This is a genomic window from Aromatoleum anaerobium (assembly GCF_012910705.2).
Classification (GTDB): Bacteria; Pseudomonadota; Gammaproteobacteria; order Burkholderiales; family Rhodocyclaceae; genus Aromatoleum; species Aromatoleum anaerobium.
On sequence record NZ_WTVG02000036.1, the window covers coordinates 300,653 to 316,603 of the forward strand.

Below are 15,951 nucleotides of genomic sequence, written 5' to 3' on the forward strand. Positions count from 1 at the left end.
CTCAAAAAGTCTCGGGCGCCTGCACTTCGGCGGCGCTCGGAACCGGGGTGGCCGGACGATCGCGCGTGGCGCGATCGAGCTGGCGCCGCAAACGGCCGATCTCGCGGCGCTGACGCAGCAGCGAGCCGAAAGTCGCGGTCACGCCGAGCAGGGCACCCGCGGTGAATGCGACGAGAATGACGAACACCAGCGGCGTTTGCCAGCTGCTGCCGAAAAAGAAATGCAGGCTCACGAGGTGGTCGTTCTTGACTGCGAAACCGAACAGCAGGAAGAACAGCAGGAGCCGGATGATCCACATTACGACGCGCATGGGATGAATTATCTCCGAGCGAAGGGCAAAAAAGAAGGCGGCTCGCGCCGCCTTCCCGGACATTCATGATGCAGACCCGATCGCCGCGCAGCTCATCCGGCGATATCGACGCGCTCGCGTAGCTCTTTGCCGGCCTTGAAGTGGGGCACGTACTTTTCCGGAACCAGAACCTTGTCCCCGGATTTCGGATTACGCCCCACCCTCGGCGGTCGATAGTTCAATGCAAAGCTGCCAAATCCCCGGATCTCGATGCGGTCCCCGCGCGCAAGCGCTTCGGACATCGCATCGATCACCATCTTGACCGCGTAATCGGCGTCTTTTGCGACCAGCTGTGGAAAACGCGCAGCCAGCCTCGCAATCAGCTCCGATTTGGTCATATCCAACCGGATTTACTGCTTCTGCTCGTTGAGCTTGGCCTTCAGCAGCGCACCAAGGTTCGTGGTACCGCTGGCTGCGGAACTGTCCGATGCGAACTTCTGCATCGCGTCGCTCTGCTCGGCCTGGTCCTTGGCACGGATCGACAGGTTGATCGAACGCGTCTTGCGATCGACGTTGATGATCATGACCTCGACTTCCTGGCCTTCCTTCAGCACGGTCGTCAAGTCATCTACACGATGCGCAGCCGCTTCCGAAGCCCGCAGGTAGCCTTCGACATCCTCGTTCAGCGCGATCACCGCACCGCGCGCGTCGACCGATTTCACGGTGCCGCCGACGATGCTGTTTTTCTCGTGCGTCGCGATGAAGTTCGTGAACGGGTCGCCTTCGAGTTGCTTCACGCCGAGCGAGATGCGCTCGCGCTCGACGTCGATCGCCAAGACGACAGCCTCGACTTCGTCGCCCTTCTTGAAGCGGCGCACAGCCTCTTCGCCAGTGTCGCTCCATGACAGGTCGGACAGGTGCACCAGGCCGTCGATGCCGCCGTCCAGACCGATGAACACACCGAAATCGGTGATCGACTTGATCTGGCCGCGGACCTTGTCGCCCTTCTTGTGATTGATCGCGAAATCATCCCACGGGTTGGACATGCACTGCTTCATGCCGAGCGAGATGCGGCGGCGGTCCTCGTCAATCTCGAGAATCATCACTTCGACTTCGTCGCCCAGCTGGACAACCTTCGTCGGATGGATGTTCTTGTTGGTCCAGTCCATCTCGGAGACGTGCACCAGGCCCTCGATGCCCTGCTCGACTTCGACGAACGCGCCGTAGTCGGTGATGTTCGTAACCTTGCCGAACAGGCGGGTGCCCTGCGGGTAGCGGCGAGCGATGCCGACCCACGGATCTTCGCCCAGTTGCTTGAGGCCCAGCGAGACGCGGTTCTTTTCCTGGTCGAACTTCAGCACCTTGGCGTCGATCTCGTCGCCGACGTTGAGCACTTCGGACGGATGACGCACGCGGCGCCACGCCAGATCGGTGATGTGCAGCAGGCCGTCGATGCCGCCGAGGTCCACGAACGCACCGTAGTCGGTGATGTTCTTGACGATACCCTTGACGACCGTGCCTTCCTTGAGGTTCGCCAGCAGCTTTTCACGCTCTTCGCCCATTGTCTCTTCGAGCACCGCGCGGCGGGACACGACGACGTTGTTGCGCTTGCGGTCGAGCTTGATGACCTTGAACTCGAATTCCTTGCCTTCGTACGGCGACGTGTCCTTGACCGGACGCATGTCGACCAGCGAGCCCGGCAGGAACGCACGGATGCTGTTGGTCATGACCGTCAGGCCACCCTTGACGCGACCCGAAATCAGGCCCTTCACCAGGGAGCCTTCGTTGAGCGCCTTTTCCAGATCGTTCCAGGCTGCGATCCGCTTCGCCTTCTCGCGCGACAGACGGGTTTCACCATAGCCGTCTTCCAACGCGTCGATGGCGACGTGGACGAAGTCACCGACCTTGACTTCGAGTTCGCCGCGGTCATCACGGAACTCTTCGATCGGCACATAGCTCTCGGACTTCAGGCCGGCATTCACGACGACAAAGTTGTGGTCGATGCTCACGACCTCGGCGGTGATTACCTCGCCGGAGCGCATCTCCTGACGCGCAAGACTTTCTTCGAACAGGTCGGCAAAACTTTCCTGGAAATCGGAAACGGGGGTGGCAGTGGTCATAAAGAGTGAAGGTCCAAAAACCGCCCGAAAGCGGCTACCAGTAGAGGATTGAAAATCAGAAAACAAACTCTTGCGAGTCTGTTTCCCGCCTGCGGGAACGATCTAAGAGCGGACCCGGTCGAGCACGAAACCGACCGCCTGCTCCACATTGACTTCCGTCGTATCCAGGAGCACCGCATCCGGCAATTTCTTCAAAGGAGCGACAGTGCGGGCGGCATCGCGCGCATCCCGTTCGTGAAGATCCTTTAAAAGACTTTCCATGCTAGCACCCATTCCTTTCTCCATCAACTGCTTATAGCGCCGCTGCGCGCGTGCCTCGACAGTCGCGGTGAGGAATATCTTGACTGTCGCGTCCGGGAAAACGACCGAACCCATGTCGCGCCCTTCCGCAACGAGTCCGGGCGCACGACGGTAATCGCGCTGGCGATCGAGCAGGGCAGCACGCACCGCAGGCAATGCCGCCACCTGCGAGGCGCCGACCGAACATCTTTCGGTGCGGATAGCGTCGGTGACGTCCTCGTCGTCGAGCATCACTTGCGCTGCGCTGAAGCGGGCCGGCAACCGGGCAGCGAGCGCCGCGAGCGCCGGTTCATCGTCTAATGAAAGCTCCGAACGCATTGCCGCGAGCGCGACCAGGCGGTACAGCGAACCGCTGTCGAGGTAGTGGTAGCCCAGCGCGGCGGCGACGCGCGCTGCGACCGTGCCCTTGCCGGAGGCCGACGGTCCATCGATCGCGACGACCGGGACAGGCCGGGTGATGCTGGCGAAACACTCGAAATAGGTCGGGAAAGTCTTATTCACGCATTTCGGATCATTGATGCGTACGCGGCAGCCGCCCAGGCTCACCAGCGAGAAGCACATCGCCATGCGGTGGTCATCGTAGGTGTCGATCGCGGCCGGCACGAGCTTCGCAGGCGGCGTGACGCGCAGGAAATCCGCGCCCTCCTCCACTATGGCGCCGACTTTGCGCAATTCTTTCGCCATCGCGGCGATGCGGTCAGTTTCCTTGACCCGCCAGCTTGCAATATTGCGCAGCGTGCACGAACCGTCGGCAAACAGCGCCGCGACGGCGAGCGTCATCGCAGCGTCGGGAATATGGTTCAGGTCGAGGTCGAACGCCTTCAGCCGCCCGCTCTCCGGCGCGCGCGCTTCGATCCAGTTATCGCCGATGTCGACCCGCGCGCCGAGTTCGGCGAGCGCCTCAGCGAAGCGCACGTCGCCTTGGATGCTGCTGCGGCCCACGCCTTCGACGCGAACCGGCCCGCCCCCGATCGCACCCGCGGCAAGAAAGTACGAAGCCGACGAGGCGTCCCCTTCGACGAACACCCTGCCGGGGCTGCGGTAGCGGGCACCGCTGGGAACGATAAAACGTGTCCACCCCTCACGCTGCACCTCGACGCCGAAGCGGGCCATCAGATCGAGCGTGATCGAGATGTACGGCTTCGAGATCAGTTCGCCGACGACTTCGATCGTGGTCCGGGTTCCGGTGAGCGGCAAGGCCATCAGCAGCGCGGTGAGGAACTGGCTCGAAACGTCGCCGCGCACGCGCAGCACACCGCCAGGACGAATCGTGGCGGGCAGGATATGCAGCGGCGGGAAGCCTTCGATACCGAGATAGCGCACATCCGCACCGATCTGCCGCAGGCCGTCGACGAGATCGCCGATCGGCCGCTCATGCATCCGCGGCACCCCCGTCAGGCGGTATTCGCCGCCCGACAGCGCGAGCGCGGCAGTCAGAGGACGGAACGCCGTGCCGGCATTGCCCAGGAACAGGTCCGCGGCCTTGACCGGAAAGGGCCCGGCGACGCCGTCGACCCGATAGTGGTCGCTGTCGCCCTCGCGTGCCCACGAGACGCCCAGCGTGCGCAGCGCGTCGAGCATCCGCTCGACGTCGTCGGAGGCGAGCAGGTCGCGGATTTCCGTGCGTCCCTCGGCCAGGGCGGCAAGCAGCAAAGTGCGGTTCGAGATGCTCTTCGAGCCCGGCAGACGCACCCGCCCCGTGGCATCGAGCATCGGCGGAAGGTCGAGAAAGTCTATGGTCATTCAGGCGTCGGAACAGCGTTGGGGGCGGTGGAGAATTGCTCGGCCCACGCGTTGCGGGCGTGGCGCGCCTCGGCGAACAGTTGCTCGAGCCGGTCGCCGTCAGCGGACAAGAGCAGCGCCCGAAGGTATGCTAGCTCGGCAAGATACTGGTCCAGTTCGCCCAGCAGCGCCTGCCTGTTTGCGATGCAGATATCCCGCCACATCTCCGGATGGCTGCCCGCAATGCGCGTGAAGTCGCGGAAGCCGCTCGCGGCGTACCCGAACAGCTGTTCGGCGTTCGGCCGTCCGGCAAGGTCGTGCACCAGCCCGAACGCCAGCAGATGTGGCAGGTGACTGACCGCGGCGAACACCCGATCGTGCTCTTGCGGTGGCATCTCGTACATCAGCGCCCCGCACGCCTCCCACGCCTCGCGCACGCGCAGCACCGCGCCCGGCTCGTTTTCCGGCAGCGGCGTGACGACGACTTTCCTGCCGTCGTACAGGCCGGCGAATGCCGCCTCGACACCACTGCACTCGGCGCCGGCGATCGGGTGCGCCGGGACAACGTACGGCAGATGGCCGGGAAGATGGCGGTAGATCGCCTCGATGACATCGCGCTTGGTACTGCCCGCGTCCGTGACTACCGTTCCCGGCACCAGATGTGGCGCCATCGCCGCCATCACCGCATCCATCTGCCCGACCGGGGTGGCCAGCAGGACGAAATCGGCGCCGTCCAGCGCGTCGGCCCAGCCGGCGGCCGCCTTGTCGACGACTCCCAACGCCACTGCGCGGGCAAGCGATGCCGGCCTGCGGCCGATCCCGACGATACGCCTGACAAGTCCGGCCCGGCGCAGCGCCAGCGCGAACGAACCGCCAATCAGGCCGACGCCGCAGACGACCAGCTTGTCGATCATGACCATTGCCTGCACCTTGCCTGTTTCATGCGAGCGCCTGCCGGAGGGCGGTGATGAAGCGGGCGTTTTCTTCGGGCAGGCCGATCGAAACACGCAGCCATTCGGGCATGCCGTAGCCGCCGATCGGCCGCACGATGACGCCTTGTTTCAGCAGCGCCAGATTCACCGCCGCTGCATTGCCGACCCTGAACGTGACGAAATTGCCCGCCGACGGAATCCATTCCAGCGCGAGTTCGGCCAGCGCCTCGATAATCTGCGCCATGCCGCGCCGATTGACGTCGGCACTGCGGGCGAGAAATTCCTCGTCGGCGAGCGCAGCCGTCGCCGCCGCGAGCGCCACGCTGTTGACGTTGAACGGCTGGCGGACGCGGTTCATCAGGTCGACGACATCGGGGTGCCCGATGCCGTAGCCGACGCGCAGGCCCGCCATGCCGTATGCTTTCGACATGGTTCGGGAAACGAGCAGGTTCGGAAAGCGCGGCAACCACGAGAGACTGTCGTAACGCTGCTGTTCGGACAGGTATTCGGTGTAGGCCTCGTCCAGCACGACGAGCACATCGGACGGCACCCGGGCGAGGAAAGCCTCGAGCTCGCTGCCGTCGACGAAGGTGCCGGTCGGATTGTTCGGATTCGCAATGAACACGATCCGCGTGTCGGTCGCGACCGCGGCTGCCATTGCGGCCAGATCGTGTCCGTAAGCCCGCGCCGGCACCTCGATGCCACGCGCGCCCATTGCGTTGGTCGCGAGCGGATAGACGGCGAATGCGTGCTGCGAGAACACTGCAGAACTGCCGGGGGCGAGGTACGCATGCGCGGCGAGCTCGAGGACGTCGTTCGAACCGTTGCCGAGCACGATCTGGTCGGGCTGCACGCCGAAGCGCGCACACAGCGCCGCCTTCAGTTCGAAACCATTGCCGTCCGGGTAACGCTCGATGTCGACGAGCGCCGCCACCGCGGCTTCCTTGGCCCGCACGCTCATGCCGAGCGGATTCTCGTTGGACGCCAGCTTGACGATGCTGGCCTCGGGAATCCCCATTTCCCGCGCCAGTTCCCCGATCGGCTTGCCGGGCGGATAGGGCGTGATTGCATGGATGTAATCGGGGGCCTTGCTGGCTACGCTCATTGCGATCTCCTGATTGTCGTTGCCGCGCCGGTCAGATCACCGCCACCGGATAGGATCCCAACACCTTGACGAACCCTGCACGTTCGTTGAGTTCCTTCAAGGCCGCGGCCACCTCCGGGTCTTCGCGGTGCCCTTCGATGTCCATGTAGAACACGTACTCCCACAATCCGCCGCGCGCCGGACGGGATTGCAGCTTGCTCATGCTGACACCGTGCTTCGCCAGCGGTTCGAGCAATGCATGCATCGCGCCCGGCCGGTTCGGCGCCGAGCACACCAGCGAGGTCTTGTCCTGGCCGGAGCGGTCCGCGTCGTGGTGCGCGATAACGAGAAAGCACGTGGTGTTGTTCGGATCGTCCTCGATGTTCGCGGCCAGCACGTCGAGGCCGTACAGTTCGGCGGCCGCCTCGCCTGCGATCGCGCACGATTCGGCATCTTCAGATGCCAAGCGCGCCGCCTCGGCGTTGCTCGCGACCGGTACGCGCGAAAGCGACGGCAAATTGCGGTTCAGCCACTCGTGGCACTGGGCGAGCGATTGGGCGTGTGAATACAGCCGCTTGGCCGCGCCGATGCCGGCGGCTTTCGACAGCAGGTGTTGATGGATCCGCAGTTTGACTTCACCGCAGATCTGCAACGGATTCTCGAGCAGCAGGTCGAGCGTGCCGCCGACCACCCCTTCGGTCGAGTTCTCGACCGGCACGACGCCGTAGTCCACATTGCCGGCTTCGACCGCGCGAAAGACCTCATCAATCGTAGACGTCGGCACGAAGTTTGGCGCCGAGCCGAAATGCTTGCGCGACGCGCTCTCCGAAAAGGTCCCCGCCGGCCCGAGGTAGGCGACCCTGAGCGGCCGTTCGAGCGCGAGGCACGCCGACATGATTTCGCGGAAGATCCGCTGCACCGCCAGATCCGGCAACGGCCCGGGATTGGCAGCGCCGAGGCGGCGCAGCACCTGCGCCTCGCGCTCGGGGCGATATACGTTGCCCTGCTTGATCTCGCCGACGCGCTGCGCGTTGCGGGCGCGTTCTGCAAGGCGGACGAGGATTTCCTCGTCGAGGCGGTCGATGTTCTTCCTGAGGTTCAGCAGTTCGTCACTCATGCTCGCCCTTTCAGCCGTCCGTGTTCAACCGTTTCGCGCGGAAAAATCCCGCATGTAATCAACCAGCGCCTGCACTCCGGCGAACGGCATCGCGTTATAGATCGATGCGCGCATCCCGCCGACCGACTTGTGCCCCTTGAGCTGGGTCAGTCCAGCGGCCTTCGCCCCGGCGAGGAAAGGGTCGTTGAGCGCGTCGTCGCGCAGCAGGAACGGGATGTTCATCCGCGAGCGGCTGTCGTGCTCGACGCGGTTCTCGTAAAAGTCGCTGGCGTCGAGAAAATCGTAGAGCAGGTCCGACTTCGCGATGTTGTTCGCCTCGACCGCCGCGAGGCCGCCCTGCGCCTTGAGCCAGCGGAATACAAGTCCGGCGATGTAGATCGCGTAGGTCGGCGGAGTGTTGAGCATCGATCCGTTCTCCGCCATCACGCGATAATCCATGATCGTCGGTGTCACCGGCGAAGCATGGCCGAGCAGGTCCTCGCGCACGATGACGACGACCAGCCCGGAAGGACCGATGTTTTTTTGTGCCCCGGCATAGATCAGGCCGTAGCGGCCGATGTCGAGCGGGCGCGACAGAATATGCGACGACATGTCGGCGACCAGCGGCACGCCGGTGTCCGGCAACCGGCTGACTTCGCGCAGCTCAACGCCGTGGATCGTCTCGTTGGTGCATAGATGCAGATAGCGCGCCCGCGGGTCGAGGTCGAGTTCTTCCGTGCGCAGCAGGCGCGTGAATCCGGCAGTCTCCGTGGAGCCGGCGAGCCGGACTGCGCCGCCGAGCGCGCCGACCAGATGCTTCGCTTCGCCGTAAGCCTTCTTCGACCAGGTCCCAGTCACGAGATAGTCGGCCGACCCTCCGGCGAGCAGATTCATGGGGATCTGCGCGAACTGCTGCGTCGCACCACCCTGCAGGAACAGCACGCGGTAGTTGTCCGGAATCGCCAGCAGCTCGCGCAAATCCGCTTCGGCCTGTGCGACGATCGACGTGAACTCCTTGCCGCGATGGCTCATTTCCATCACGCCGCAACCCACGCCATGCCAGTCGAGCATCTCTTCGGCGGCCTGGCGCAGCACCGGCTCGGGCAGCGCCGCGGGTCCGGCGCTGAAGTTGTATATACGTGTCATCGTCTGGAACTCCCCCTTCGCGGTCTTACTCCAGCAGACCATCCGTTTGCGTGCCATCCACCGCAGACGCGGAGTCGGCCCCCGGGACGCCGTCGTCGGGAACGTCGGCCGCAGGCTCGTCGACTTCGGACTCCGCCACTTTCTCGATCCCCGCCAGCGAGGTGCCCTCGTCGAGGTTGATCAGCGTCACACCCTGCGTCGCCCGGCCCAGCTCACGGATGTCCTGCACCCTGGTCCGGATCAGCACTCCGCCGGTCGAGATCAGCATCACCTCGTCGCTTTCCTCGACGAGGCAGGCGCCGACAAGTTTGCCGTTGCGGTCCGACGTCTGGATCGCGATCATGCCTTTGGTGCCGCGCCCGTGGCGGGTGTATTCGGCGACCGGCGTGCGCTTGCCATAGCCGTTTTCGGTCGCTGTCAGCACCGACAGCTCCTCGTCCTTCGCGACCAGCATCGCGATCACGCGCTGGCCTTCCTCGAGATTCATGCCGCGTACCCCGCGCGCCTCGCGGCCCATCGGGCGCACGTCGCCTTCGGGGAAGCGCACCGCCTTGCCGGCATCGGAAAACAGCATGACGTCGCTGTTGCCGTCGGTGATCGCGACGCCGATCAGGCGGTCGCCGTCGTCGAGGTTCGCCGCAATGATGCCGGCCTTGCGCGGATTGGAAAACGCAGTCAGCGCGGTCTTCTTCACCGTGCCCTCGGCGGTCGCCATGAAGACGAAATGATCGTCGTCGAAAGCCTGCACCGGCAGCACCGCGTTGATCTTCTCTCCGTCCATCAGCGGGAAAAGATTCACGATCGGACGGCCGCGCGAGTTGCGCGTGCCTTCGGGGACCTCATACACCTTGAGCCAATAGACTCGGCCGCGGCTGGAGAAGCACAGGATGTAATCATGCGTATTGGCAACGAAGAGGCGGTCGATGAAATCGTCGTCCTTCATCCCGGTCGCCTGCTTGCCGCGACCGCCGCGGCGCTGCGCGCGGTAGTCGGTCAGCGGCTGGCGCTTGAAGTAGCCGGCGTGCGACAGCGTCACGACCATGTCTTCGGGCGCGATCAGGTCCTCGATGTTGATCTCGGCCGTGTTCAGCACGATCTCGGAACGGCGCGGGTCGTCGAACTGGTTACGGATCGCGCCCAGTTCATCGACGATGATCGCCGTGATGCGCGGCGGATTCGCGAGAATGTCGAGCAGGTCGGTAATGACCTCCATCACTTCGCGGTATTCGGTAACGATCTTGTCCTGCTCGAGTCCGGTCAGGCGCTGCAGGCGCAGCTCCAGGATCGCCTGCGCCTGCGCGTCCGACAGCCGGTAGCCCTGCGCCGAGAGCCCGAACTCAGGCGGCAAGCCGTCGGGCCGGTAGCTGTCGGCGAGCGCGCGCGCGAGCATCTCCTCGACCAGCGCGGAATGCCACGTGCGCGCCATCAGCCCGCGCTTGGCGTCGGCGGGGGTCGGCGCCGCCTTGATCAGCGCAATGATCTCGTCGACATTCGACAACGCGACCGCCAGCCCTTCGAGGATATGCCCGCGCTCGCGCGCCTTGCGCAGCTCGAACACGGTGCGGCGCGTGATGACTTCGCGCCGGTGCGACAGGAAGCAGTCGAGCATCTGCTTCAGGTTCAGCGTGCGCGGCTTGCCATCGACCAGCGCCACCATGTTCATGCCGAACGTGTCCTGCAGCTGGGTCTGCTTGAACAGGTTGTTCAGCACGACTTCGGGCACTTCGTTGCGCTTGAGCTCGATGACGACGCGCATGCCGGACTTGTCCGACTCGTCGCGAATCTCGCTGATACCCTCGATCTTCTTTTCGTTCACCAGCTCGGCGATGCGCTCGAGCAGCGTGCGCTTGTTCACCTGGTACGGCAGCTCATCGACGATGATCGCCTGGCGGTTGCCCTTTTCCATATCCTCGAAGTGCGTGCGCGCGCGCATCACGACGCGGCCGCGGCCCGTACGGTAGCCGTCGTGCACCCCTGAGAGCCCGTAGATCAACGCGGCAGTCGGAAAGTCCGGCGCCTTGACGAGGGCGATCAGCTCTTCGATATCGGTGTCCGGATTCTCCAGCAGCTTCAGGCAGGCATCGAGCACTTCGCCGAGGTTGTGCGGCGGGATGTTCGTCGCCATGCCCACGGCGATGCCCGACGAACCATTGATCAGCAGGTTCGGGATCTTTGCCGGCAGGATCAGCGGCTCCCTCTCCGAACCGTCGTAGTTCGGGCCGAAATCGACCGTTTCCTTGTCGATGTCGGCGAGCAGTTCGTGGCCGATGCGCGCCATACGGATTTCGGTGTATCGCATTGCTGCGGCGTTGTCGCCATCGACCGAACCGAAGTTTCCCTGCCCGTCGACGAGCATGTAGCGCAGCGAGAAGTCCTGCGCCATGCGCACGATCGTGTCGTAGACCGCGGAGTCTCCATGGGGGTGATACTTGCCGATGACGTCGCCGACGATCCGCGCGGACTTCTTGTAAGCCTTGTTCCAGTCATTCGACAGCTCGTGCATCGCGAACAGCACGCGCCGGTGAACCGGCTTGAGGCCATCGCGTGCATCGGGCAGCGCGCGACCGACGATCACGCTCATCGCGTAATCGAGATAGGAGTGCCGCATCTCGTCTTCGAGACTGATCGGCAGCGTTTCCTTGGCAAACGGGGTCATTTAGCGGCGGCGGCGAAAACCGCTCGGTCAAAAGCGTGCAATCTTACCATGCGGCCAGTACCGGACGGTCCGCATTGCCGGTGTGCCCAGGGCAATCGCATCAAATCCCCTGTAGTCCCAAGATAGTTTCGCGGTAGGAGTCGGAAGAGGCGGCGATGATGCGTCGAGTGTGGATGCCGGTTTTTCGAGAAGAGTCGAGGCGAAAGAGATTGAGGACAAGACGACGAATGATGGCGAGGTTGGCGCCGGCGTTCTTTACGCGGGCACGCATCTGGTCGTCGTTCAAGGCGACATCGAGGCACCAATGAACACGATTTTCTATGCCCCAATGACTGCGAACCGCATTCGCCAGCGTTGCGGCATCGGCGGCAATGCTGCCGATATAGAGGCGACGCTCGCAGCTGGTCTTGCCGTTGATCGTCCGTTCTGCCTCAATCACCCCGAACATCATGAGGTCCGGCCATTGCTGCGGATTGGCCAAACACGCCAGTTGATCGAAGGCCCAGCAGCGGCGCACTTCCAGACGGCCGTGATCCTTCTCGACCGACTCGACGTAGGTGTGCCTGGTCGCTTTCCAGCCCTCGGACTGGCCGATCTCGAAGAAGGTCGTGATCGATTCAGCCAGGGTCGGCTGGTTGTCCTTCACGGACAGGACGTAATCGGCTTCCTTGTCCCGAATCGATTGGGCGATGTTGGCGTGGGTACCCATGGCATCGATGGTGACGATGACACCCTTGAGCATCAGGGCTTCCAGCAGGACGGGAATCGCGGTCAGTTCGTTGGACTTCTCGGCACAGGCTTCCTGCCCCAACACCAATCCGGCCTCGGCGGCGAACGCACTGACCATGTGCAATGCCTGCTTGCCCGCCTGACGACTGCGCCGACTCGCTTTGCCGTCGATCGCCACGACCGTGCCTTCGGCCAGCGCCGGCAGCACGCCGCCGACCCAGCGGCGGAACCCTGCCTCCAGCGCTTTCTTGTCCAGCAGCCCGAACAGACGGCCAATAGTGTCGTGCGACGGAATCCCGTTCTCCAGCTTCAAGAAGCGCCGCAACCAGTCAAGGCGCTCCTTGGACCAGTCTTCAACGCCGACAAAGTCGTCGATCCCGCACACCAGGGCGCAGACCGTGATCACCAGTATCTCCACCAAGTCGTGTTTCGACCGTCCCGCCACACGCGGATCAGGAAGGCCAGAAAACGCCTCCACCAGCGACAACTTCTCGCTTCCAGTTCCCCGATTTCCCGTCTCCATGAGTCACCCCAAAAAGACAGAAAACTACACAAATCAAGATCCTGTGAACAGCCCCGGCGTAATCCATTGACTGTTAACGGTTTTTTCAGTGGGTCAACGACAATGGCATCCGCATTTTGATGCGATTGCCCTGCCGGTGTGCCGGACGGTACGCATCATGGACGCACCGATGGCGGGACAAACGGACGTATGCTTAAATCGTCGAAAAACCGAGATGCAAAGCTTTCGCACATGCGCAGCGTCCGCATCTTCTGGAGCAAGAGTTGAGCCAGCCTGCAGACCTGCTGATCCACGCCCGCTGGATCGTTCCCGTCGAGCCCGCGAACGTCGTACTCGAGCGCCATGCCGTCGTGGTGCGCAACGGGCGCATCCTGGCGATACTGCCGCAGGACGAAGCACGCTCGCGCTATCACGCACCCGAATCGTTCGAACTTGCCGATCACGTCCTGATTCCGGGGCTGATCAATCTTCATGCGCATTCAGCGATGACGCTGATGCGCGGCATCGCCGACGACCTGCCTTTGATGCGCTGGCTGCAAGAGGCGATCTGGCCGGCTGAAAGCAGGCACGTGTCCTACGCTTTCGTCCGCGACGGGACCTTGCTGGCGGCGGCTGAAATGCTGCAGGGCGGAATCACTACCTGCAACGATATGTATTTCTACCCCGACGCGGCCGCTGAAGCGTTCGACCAGGCGGGAATGCGCGCCGTCCTCGGCATTACCGTGCTCGAATTTCCCACGCCCTACGCCAGCGACGCCGACGACTATCTCCGCAAGGGACTGGCGGCGCGGGGTCAGTGGCACACTCATCCGCGGATCGGTTTTTCGCTCGCACCGCACGCGCCGTATACCGTTTCGGATGAAACCCTGGTGCGCGTCGCCAGCCTCGCGGCCGAACTCGACACGACGATCCACATCCACCTCCACGAGACGCTCCAGGAGATTCAGGACTCCCATTCCCGGCACGGCGTCCGTCCGCTCACCCGACTCGCGCGACTCGGGCTGCTTGGCAGCAATTTGCTCGGGGTCCATGCGGTTCATCTCGACCAATCCGATTTCGACCTGCTCGCCCTGCATGGTTGCAGCATTGCGCACTGCCCCACTTCGAACATGAAGCTGGCAAGCGGTATCGCCCCGGCAGCCCGGTTGCTGAACGACGGCATCACGGTGGGCCTGGGCACCGACGGTGCGGCCAGCAACAACCGTCTTGACCTCTTCCAGGAAATCCGCCACACCTGTCTTCTTGCGAAGGTGTCCACCCTCGACGCAACCGTGATTCCTGCCCATGCCGCGATTCGGATGGCGACGCTCAATTCCGCCCGCGCTCTGGGAATGGGAGACCTGATCGGGTCAATCGAACCGGGCAAGGCAGCCGATCTTTGCGCCGTCGCGCTGGACCGGATCGAAACGCGCCCCTGCTTCAATCCTGCCTCGCATTTGGTCTATGTGGCAGGACGGGAGCACGTCTCCCACGTGTGGGTCGGCGGAGAAATCCGTGTAAATAAAGGGAATTTGATGTTGCAATTAAACGACAGCGAATTGCTCGCGCTTACTGCACTGTGGCAAACTAAGTCTGGTAGCTGAACTGGATATGTTTGGCTCTTACTCTTGGCGGGTACTGCAGAATTCGATTCGCCCGGTTAATCAGTCATCCCCACCCATCCTCCTGCCCATCGACGAGGAAATCATGATCAAACAGACTAAAAAGCAGATGTTCATACTGGCCGCAATCGCCTCGATCGGCCTCTCCGCACCGGCCGCCTTTGCGCAGACAAAGGATGTCGTGGTCGATGGCAAGGGCGAGATTCCCTACGTTATCGACTCGCGCAACGTCGTCGCGCGTAGCGGCACCGGCCTGTGCTGGCGCACCGGCTACTGGAGTCCGGCCGCTGCCGGTACCGCCATGGCCGGTCAGTTCCCGGCGGGTTGTGAATGCGACAGCGATATCGTGCCGAAAGAAAAGTGTACGCCGGCAGTGATCCCGGCGGCAGTTCCCGCCCCCGCCGCTCCTGCACCGAAGCCCACCGCTGAAAAGATCAAACTCTCGGCCGACACCCTGTTCGACTTCGACAAGGCCGTCCTCAAGCCCGAAGGCAGGACCAAGCTGGATCAGCTTGCCCAGCAGGCGAAGAGCGTCAAGCTGGAAGTGATTCTCGCGGTCGGCCATACCGACCGCCTTGGCTCCGATGCCTACAACCAGAAGCTGTCCGAGCGCCGCGCCAACGCCGTGAAGGCCTACCTCGTGGGCAAGGGCGTCGAAGCAAACCGCATCTATACCGAAGGCAAGGGCGAGCGCCAACCGGTCACGGGCACGACCTGCTCGGACAAACTCGGTCGCAAGGCTCTTATCGAATGCCTGCAACCAGATCGTCGCGTCGAAGTTGAGGTGATCGGCACGAAGTAAGCGATCCTTCCGAGTGCCCGTGAAGGCCCTGCCCCGGCAGGGCTTTTTCATTTGGCAACCGAAAGGAACACGGCTGCGCCGCATTGGTCCCATCGTGATGAAAGGCTTCAGGCAATGAACATGAATGCAGACCCTGCAGAACTGCAGAAATTCAGCGAACTCGCCCACCGCTGGTGGGACACCACGTCCGAATTCAAACCCCTCCACGAAATCAACCCGTTGCGCCTCGACTGGATAGACAGGAACGCGGGGCTTGCAGGCAAGCGTGTCTTGGATATTGGGTGTGGCGGAGGAATCCTGTCCGAGAGTATGGCGGCCGCAGGTGCGCAGGTTATCGGCATCGACCTGTCGGAAAAGGCTCTCGGCGTGGCTCGCCTTCATCTGTTCGAGAGCGGCCAGAAAGTCGACTATCATCATGCAAGCGCCGAGGAATTCGCCGCGCAACATGCAGGTGAATTCGACATTGTGACATGCATGGAAATGCTCGAGCATGTTCCTGATCCGGCGAGCACAGTGGCCGCGTGCGCCCAACTGGTCCGACCCGGCGGCCACGTATTTTTCTCCACGATCAACCGGAATTTCAAGGCGTATCTATTTGCAGTCCTCGGGGCAGAATACATCCTGAAGCTATTGCCGCGCGGCACACACGATTATGTTAGATTCATCAAGCCATCCGAACTCGCGCGGCATTGCCGCCAAGCCGGCTTGGAAATCGCCGAATTGCTCGGCATGAGCTACAGTCCATTGACAAGCGTGTATTCCCTTGGAAATGATACCGATGTGAATTATCTCATTCACGCCAAACGCGCAGCCTGAGTATCGTAGAACTCGCCAAGGAAGTTCTGATCTATTCAGAACTCGGAATACTGGAGCCATAAAAACGCATTGTCCACAGGAAGATTGCCTGCGTTTTCTTTCCGGCCCGGCTGCGCGGGGCGTGATTGCGGGAGT

At 62.9% G+C, this 15,951-nt stretch carries 13 protein-coding genes; 3 read left to right on the forward strand and 10 right to left on the reverse strand.

All coding sequences use genetic code 11. The annotated features are described in order from the left end of the window. Window position 1 precedes the first annotated feature (1 nt). The 10 genes from GO606_RS05925 to GO606_RS05970 form a co-directional block, all read right to left on the reverse strand. A complete protein-coding gene (locus tag GO606_RS05925) occupies window positions 2-310 on the reverse strand; it encodes a LapA family protein (protein ID WP_169117776.1) in 309 nt (102 codons plus the stop codon). A gap of 92 nt (window positions 311-402) precedes the next feature. Continuing rightward, the gene (locus GO606_RS05930) at window positions 403-687 is read right to left on the reverse strand and encodes an integration host factor subunit beta (RefSeq protein WP_011236339.1); all 285 of its coding nucleotides are present in this window, start codon (window positions 685-687) and stop codon (window positions 403-405) included. Window positions 688-699: 12 nt separating this feature from the next. Next, entirely contained in the window at window positions 700-2,409 is a 1,710-nt protein-coding gene (gene rpsA, locus GO606_RS05935; protein WP_169117775.1) for a 30S ribosomal protein S1, read from the reverse strand. Between the two features lie 102 nt (window positions 2,410-2,511). Further along, window positions 2,512-4,446 carry a bifunctional 3-phosphoshikimate 1-carboxyvinyltransferase/cytidylate kinase gene (locus tag GO606_RS05940; RefSeq protein WP_169117829.1) on the reverse strand — a complete coding sequence of 645 codons (1,935 nt, stop codon included), beginning with the start codon at window positions 4,444-4,446 and terminating at the stop codon, window positions 2,512-2,514. 2 nt (window positions 4,447-4,448) lie between these two features. Further along, a complete protein-coding gene (locus GO606_RS05945; RefSeq protein WP_169117774.1) occupies window positions 4,449-5,351 on the reverse strand; it encodes a prephenate dehydrogenase in 903 nt (300 codons plus the stop codon). Window positions 5,352-5,370: 19 nt separating this feature from the next. Beyond that, window positions 5,371-6,468, reverse strand: a complete 1,098-nt coding sequence (gene hisC, locus GO606_RS05950; protein ID WP_169117773.1) for a histidinol-phosphate transaminase — start codon at window positions 6,466-6,468, stop codon at window positions 5,371-5,373. A 31-nt stretch (window positions 6,469-6,499) separates the two neighbouring features. Then, entirely contained in the window at window positions 6,500-7,564 is a 1,065-nt protein-coding gene (gene pheA / locus GO606_RS05955) for a prephenate dehydratase (RefSeq protein WP_169117772.1), read from the reverse strand. A gap of 24 nt (window positions 7,565-7,588) precedes the next feature. Beyond that, window positions 7,589-8,689 carry a 3-phosphoserine/phosphohydroxythreonine transaminase gene (gene serC, locus GO606_RS05960; protein ID WP_169117771.1) on the reverse strand — a complete coding sequence of 367 codons (1,101 nt, stop codon included), beginning with the start codon at window positions 8,687-8,689 and terminating at the stop codon, window positions 7,589-7,591. Window positions 8,690-8,714: 25 nt separating this feature from the next. Next, window positions 8,715-11,345: a DNA gyrase subunit A gene (gene gyrA / locus GO606_RS05965; RefSeq protein ID WP_169117770.1), complete on the reverse strand. Its 2,631-nt coding sequence runs from the start codon at window positions 11,343-11,345 to the stop codon at window positions 8,715-8,717. Window positions 11,346-11,445: 100 nt separating this feature from the next. Continuing rightward, the gene (locus GO606_RS05970) at window positions 11,446-12,597 is read right to left on the reverse strand and encodes an ISAs1 family transposase (RefSeq protein ID WP_246979353.1); all 1,152 of its coding nucleotides are present in this window, start codon (window positions 12,595-12,597) and stop codon (window positions 11,446-11,448) included. Between the two features lie 263 nt (window positions 12,598-12,860). Here GO606_RS05970 and GO606_RS05975 point away from each other — a divergent pair, with 263 nt between their 5' ends. The 3 genes from GO606_RS05975 to ubiG all read left to right on the forward strand — a co-directional run bounded on the left by GO606_RS05975 (window position 12,861) and on the right by ubiG (window position 15,816). After that, window positions 12,861-14,180 carry a TRZ/ATZ family hydrolase gene (locus GO606_RS05975; RefSeq protein WP_169120792.1) on the forward strand — a complete coding sequence of 440 codons (1,320 nt, stop codon included), beginning with the start codon at window positions 12,861-12,863 and terminating at the stop codon, window positions 14,178-14,180. 103 nt (window positions 14,181-14,283) lie between these two features. After that, window positions 14,284-15,000, forward strand: a complete 717-nt coding sequence (locus tag GO606_RS05980; RefSeq protein WP_169120794.1) for an OmpA family protein — start codon at window positions 14,284-14,286, stop codon at window positions 14,998-15,000. Between the two features lie 114 nt (window positions 15,001-15,114). After that, window positions 15,115-15,816, forward strand: coding sequence for a bifunctional 2-polyprenyl-6-hydroxyphenol methylase/3-demethylubiquinol 3-O-methyltransferase UbiG (gene ubiG / locus GO606_RS05985; RefSeq protein ID WP_169120796.1), 702 nt, complete (start codon window positions 15,115-15,117; stop codon window positions 15,814-15,816). The last annotated feature ends 135 nt before the right edge of the window (window positions 15,817-15,951 follow it).

What these genes read in the sequence shown, in the direction of transcription:
- GO606_RS05925 (WP_169117776.1), bottom strand. Translation starts at nt 310, where the DNA reads ATGCGCGTCGTAATGTGGATCATCCGGCTCCTGCTGTTCTTCCTGCTG.
- GO606_RS05930 (WP_011236339.1), bottom strand. Translation starts at nt 687, where the DNA reads ATGACCAAATCGGAGCTGATTGCGAGGCTGGCTGCGCGTTTTCCACAG.
- rpsA (WP_169117775.1), bottom strand. Translation starts at nt 2,409, where the DNA reads ATGACCACTGCCACCCCCGTTTCCGATTTCCAGGAAAGTTTTGCCGAC.
- GO606_RS05945 (WP_169117774.1), bottom strand. Translation starts at nt 5,351, where the DNA reads ATGGTCATGATCGACAAGCTGGTCGTCTGCGGCGTCGGCCTGATTGGC.
- hisC (WP_169117773.1), bottom strand. Translation starts at nt 6,468, where the DNA reads ATGAGCGTAGCCAGCAAGGCCCCCGATTACATCCATGCAATCACGCCC.
- pheA (WP_169117772.1), bottom strand. Translation starts at nt 7,564, where the DNA reads ATGAGTGACGAACTGCTGAACCTCAGGAAGAACATCGACCGCCTCGAC.
- serC (WP_169117771.1), bottom strand. Translation starts at nt 8,689, where the DNA reads ATGACACGTATATACAACTTCAGCGCCGGACCCGCGGCGCTGCCCGAG.
- gyrA (WP_169117770.1), bottom strand. Translation starts at nt 11,345, where the DNA reads ATGACCCCGTTTGCCAAGGAAACGCTGCCGATCAGTCTCGAAGACGAG.
- GO606_RS05970 (WP_246979353.1), bottom strand. Translation starts at nt 12,597, where the DNA reads ATGGAGACGGGAAATCGGGGAACTGGAAGCGAGAAGTTGTCGCTGGTG.
- GO606_RS05980 (WP_169120794.1), top strand. Translation starts at nt 14,284, where the DNA reads ATGATCAAACAGACTAAAAAGCAGATGTTCATACTGGCCGCAATCGCC.
- ubiG (WP_169120796.1), top strand. Translation starts at nt 15,115, where the DNA reads ATGAACATGAATGCAGACCCTGCAGAACTGCAGAAATTCAGCGAACTC.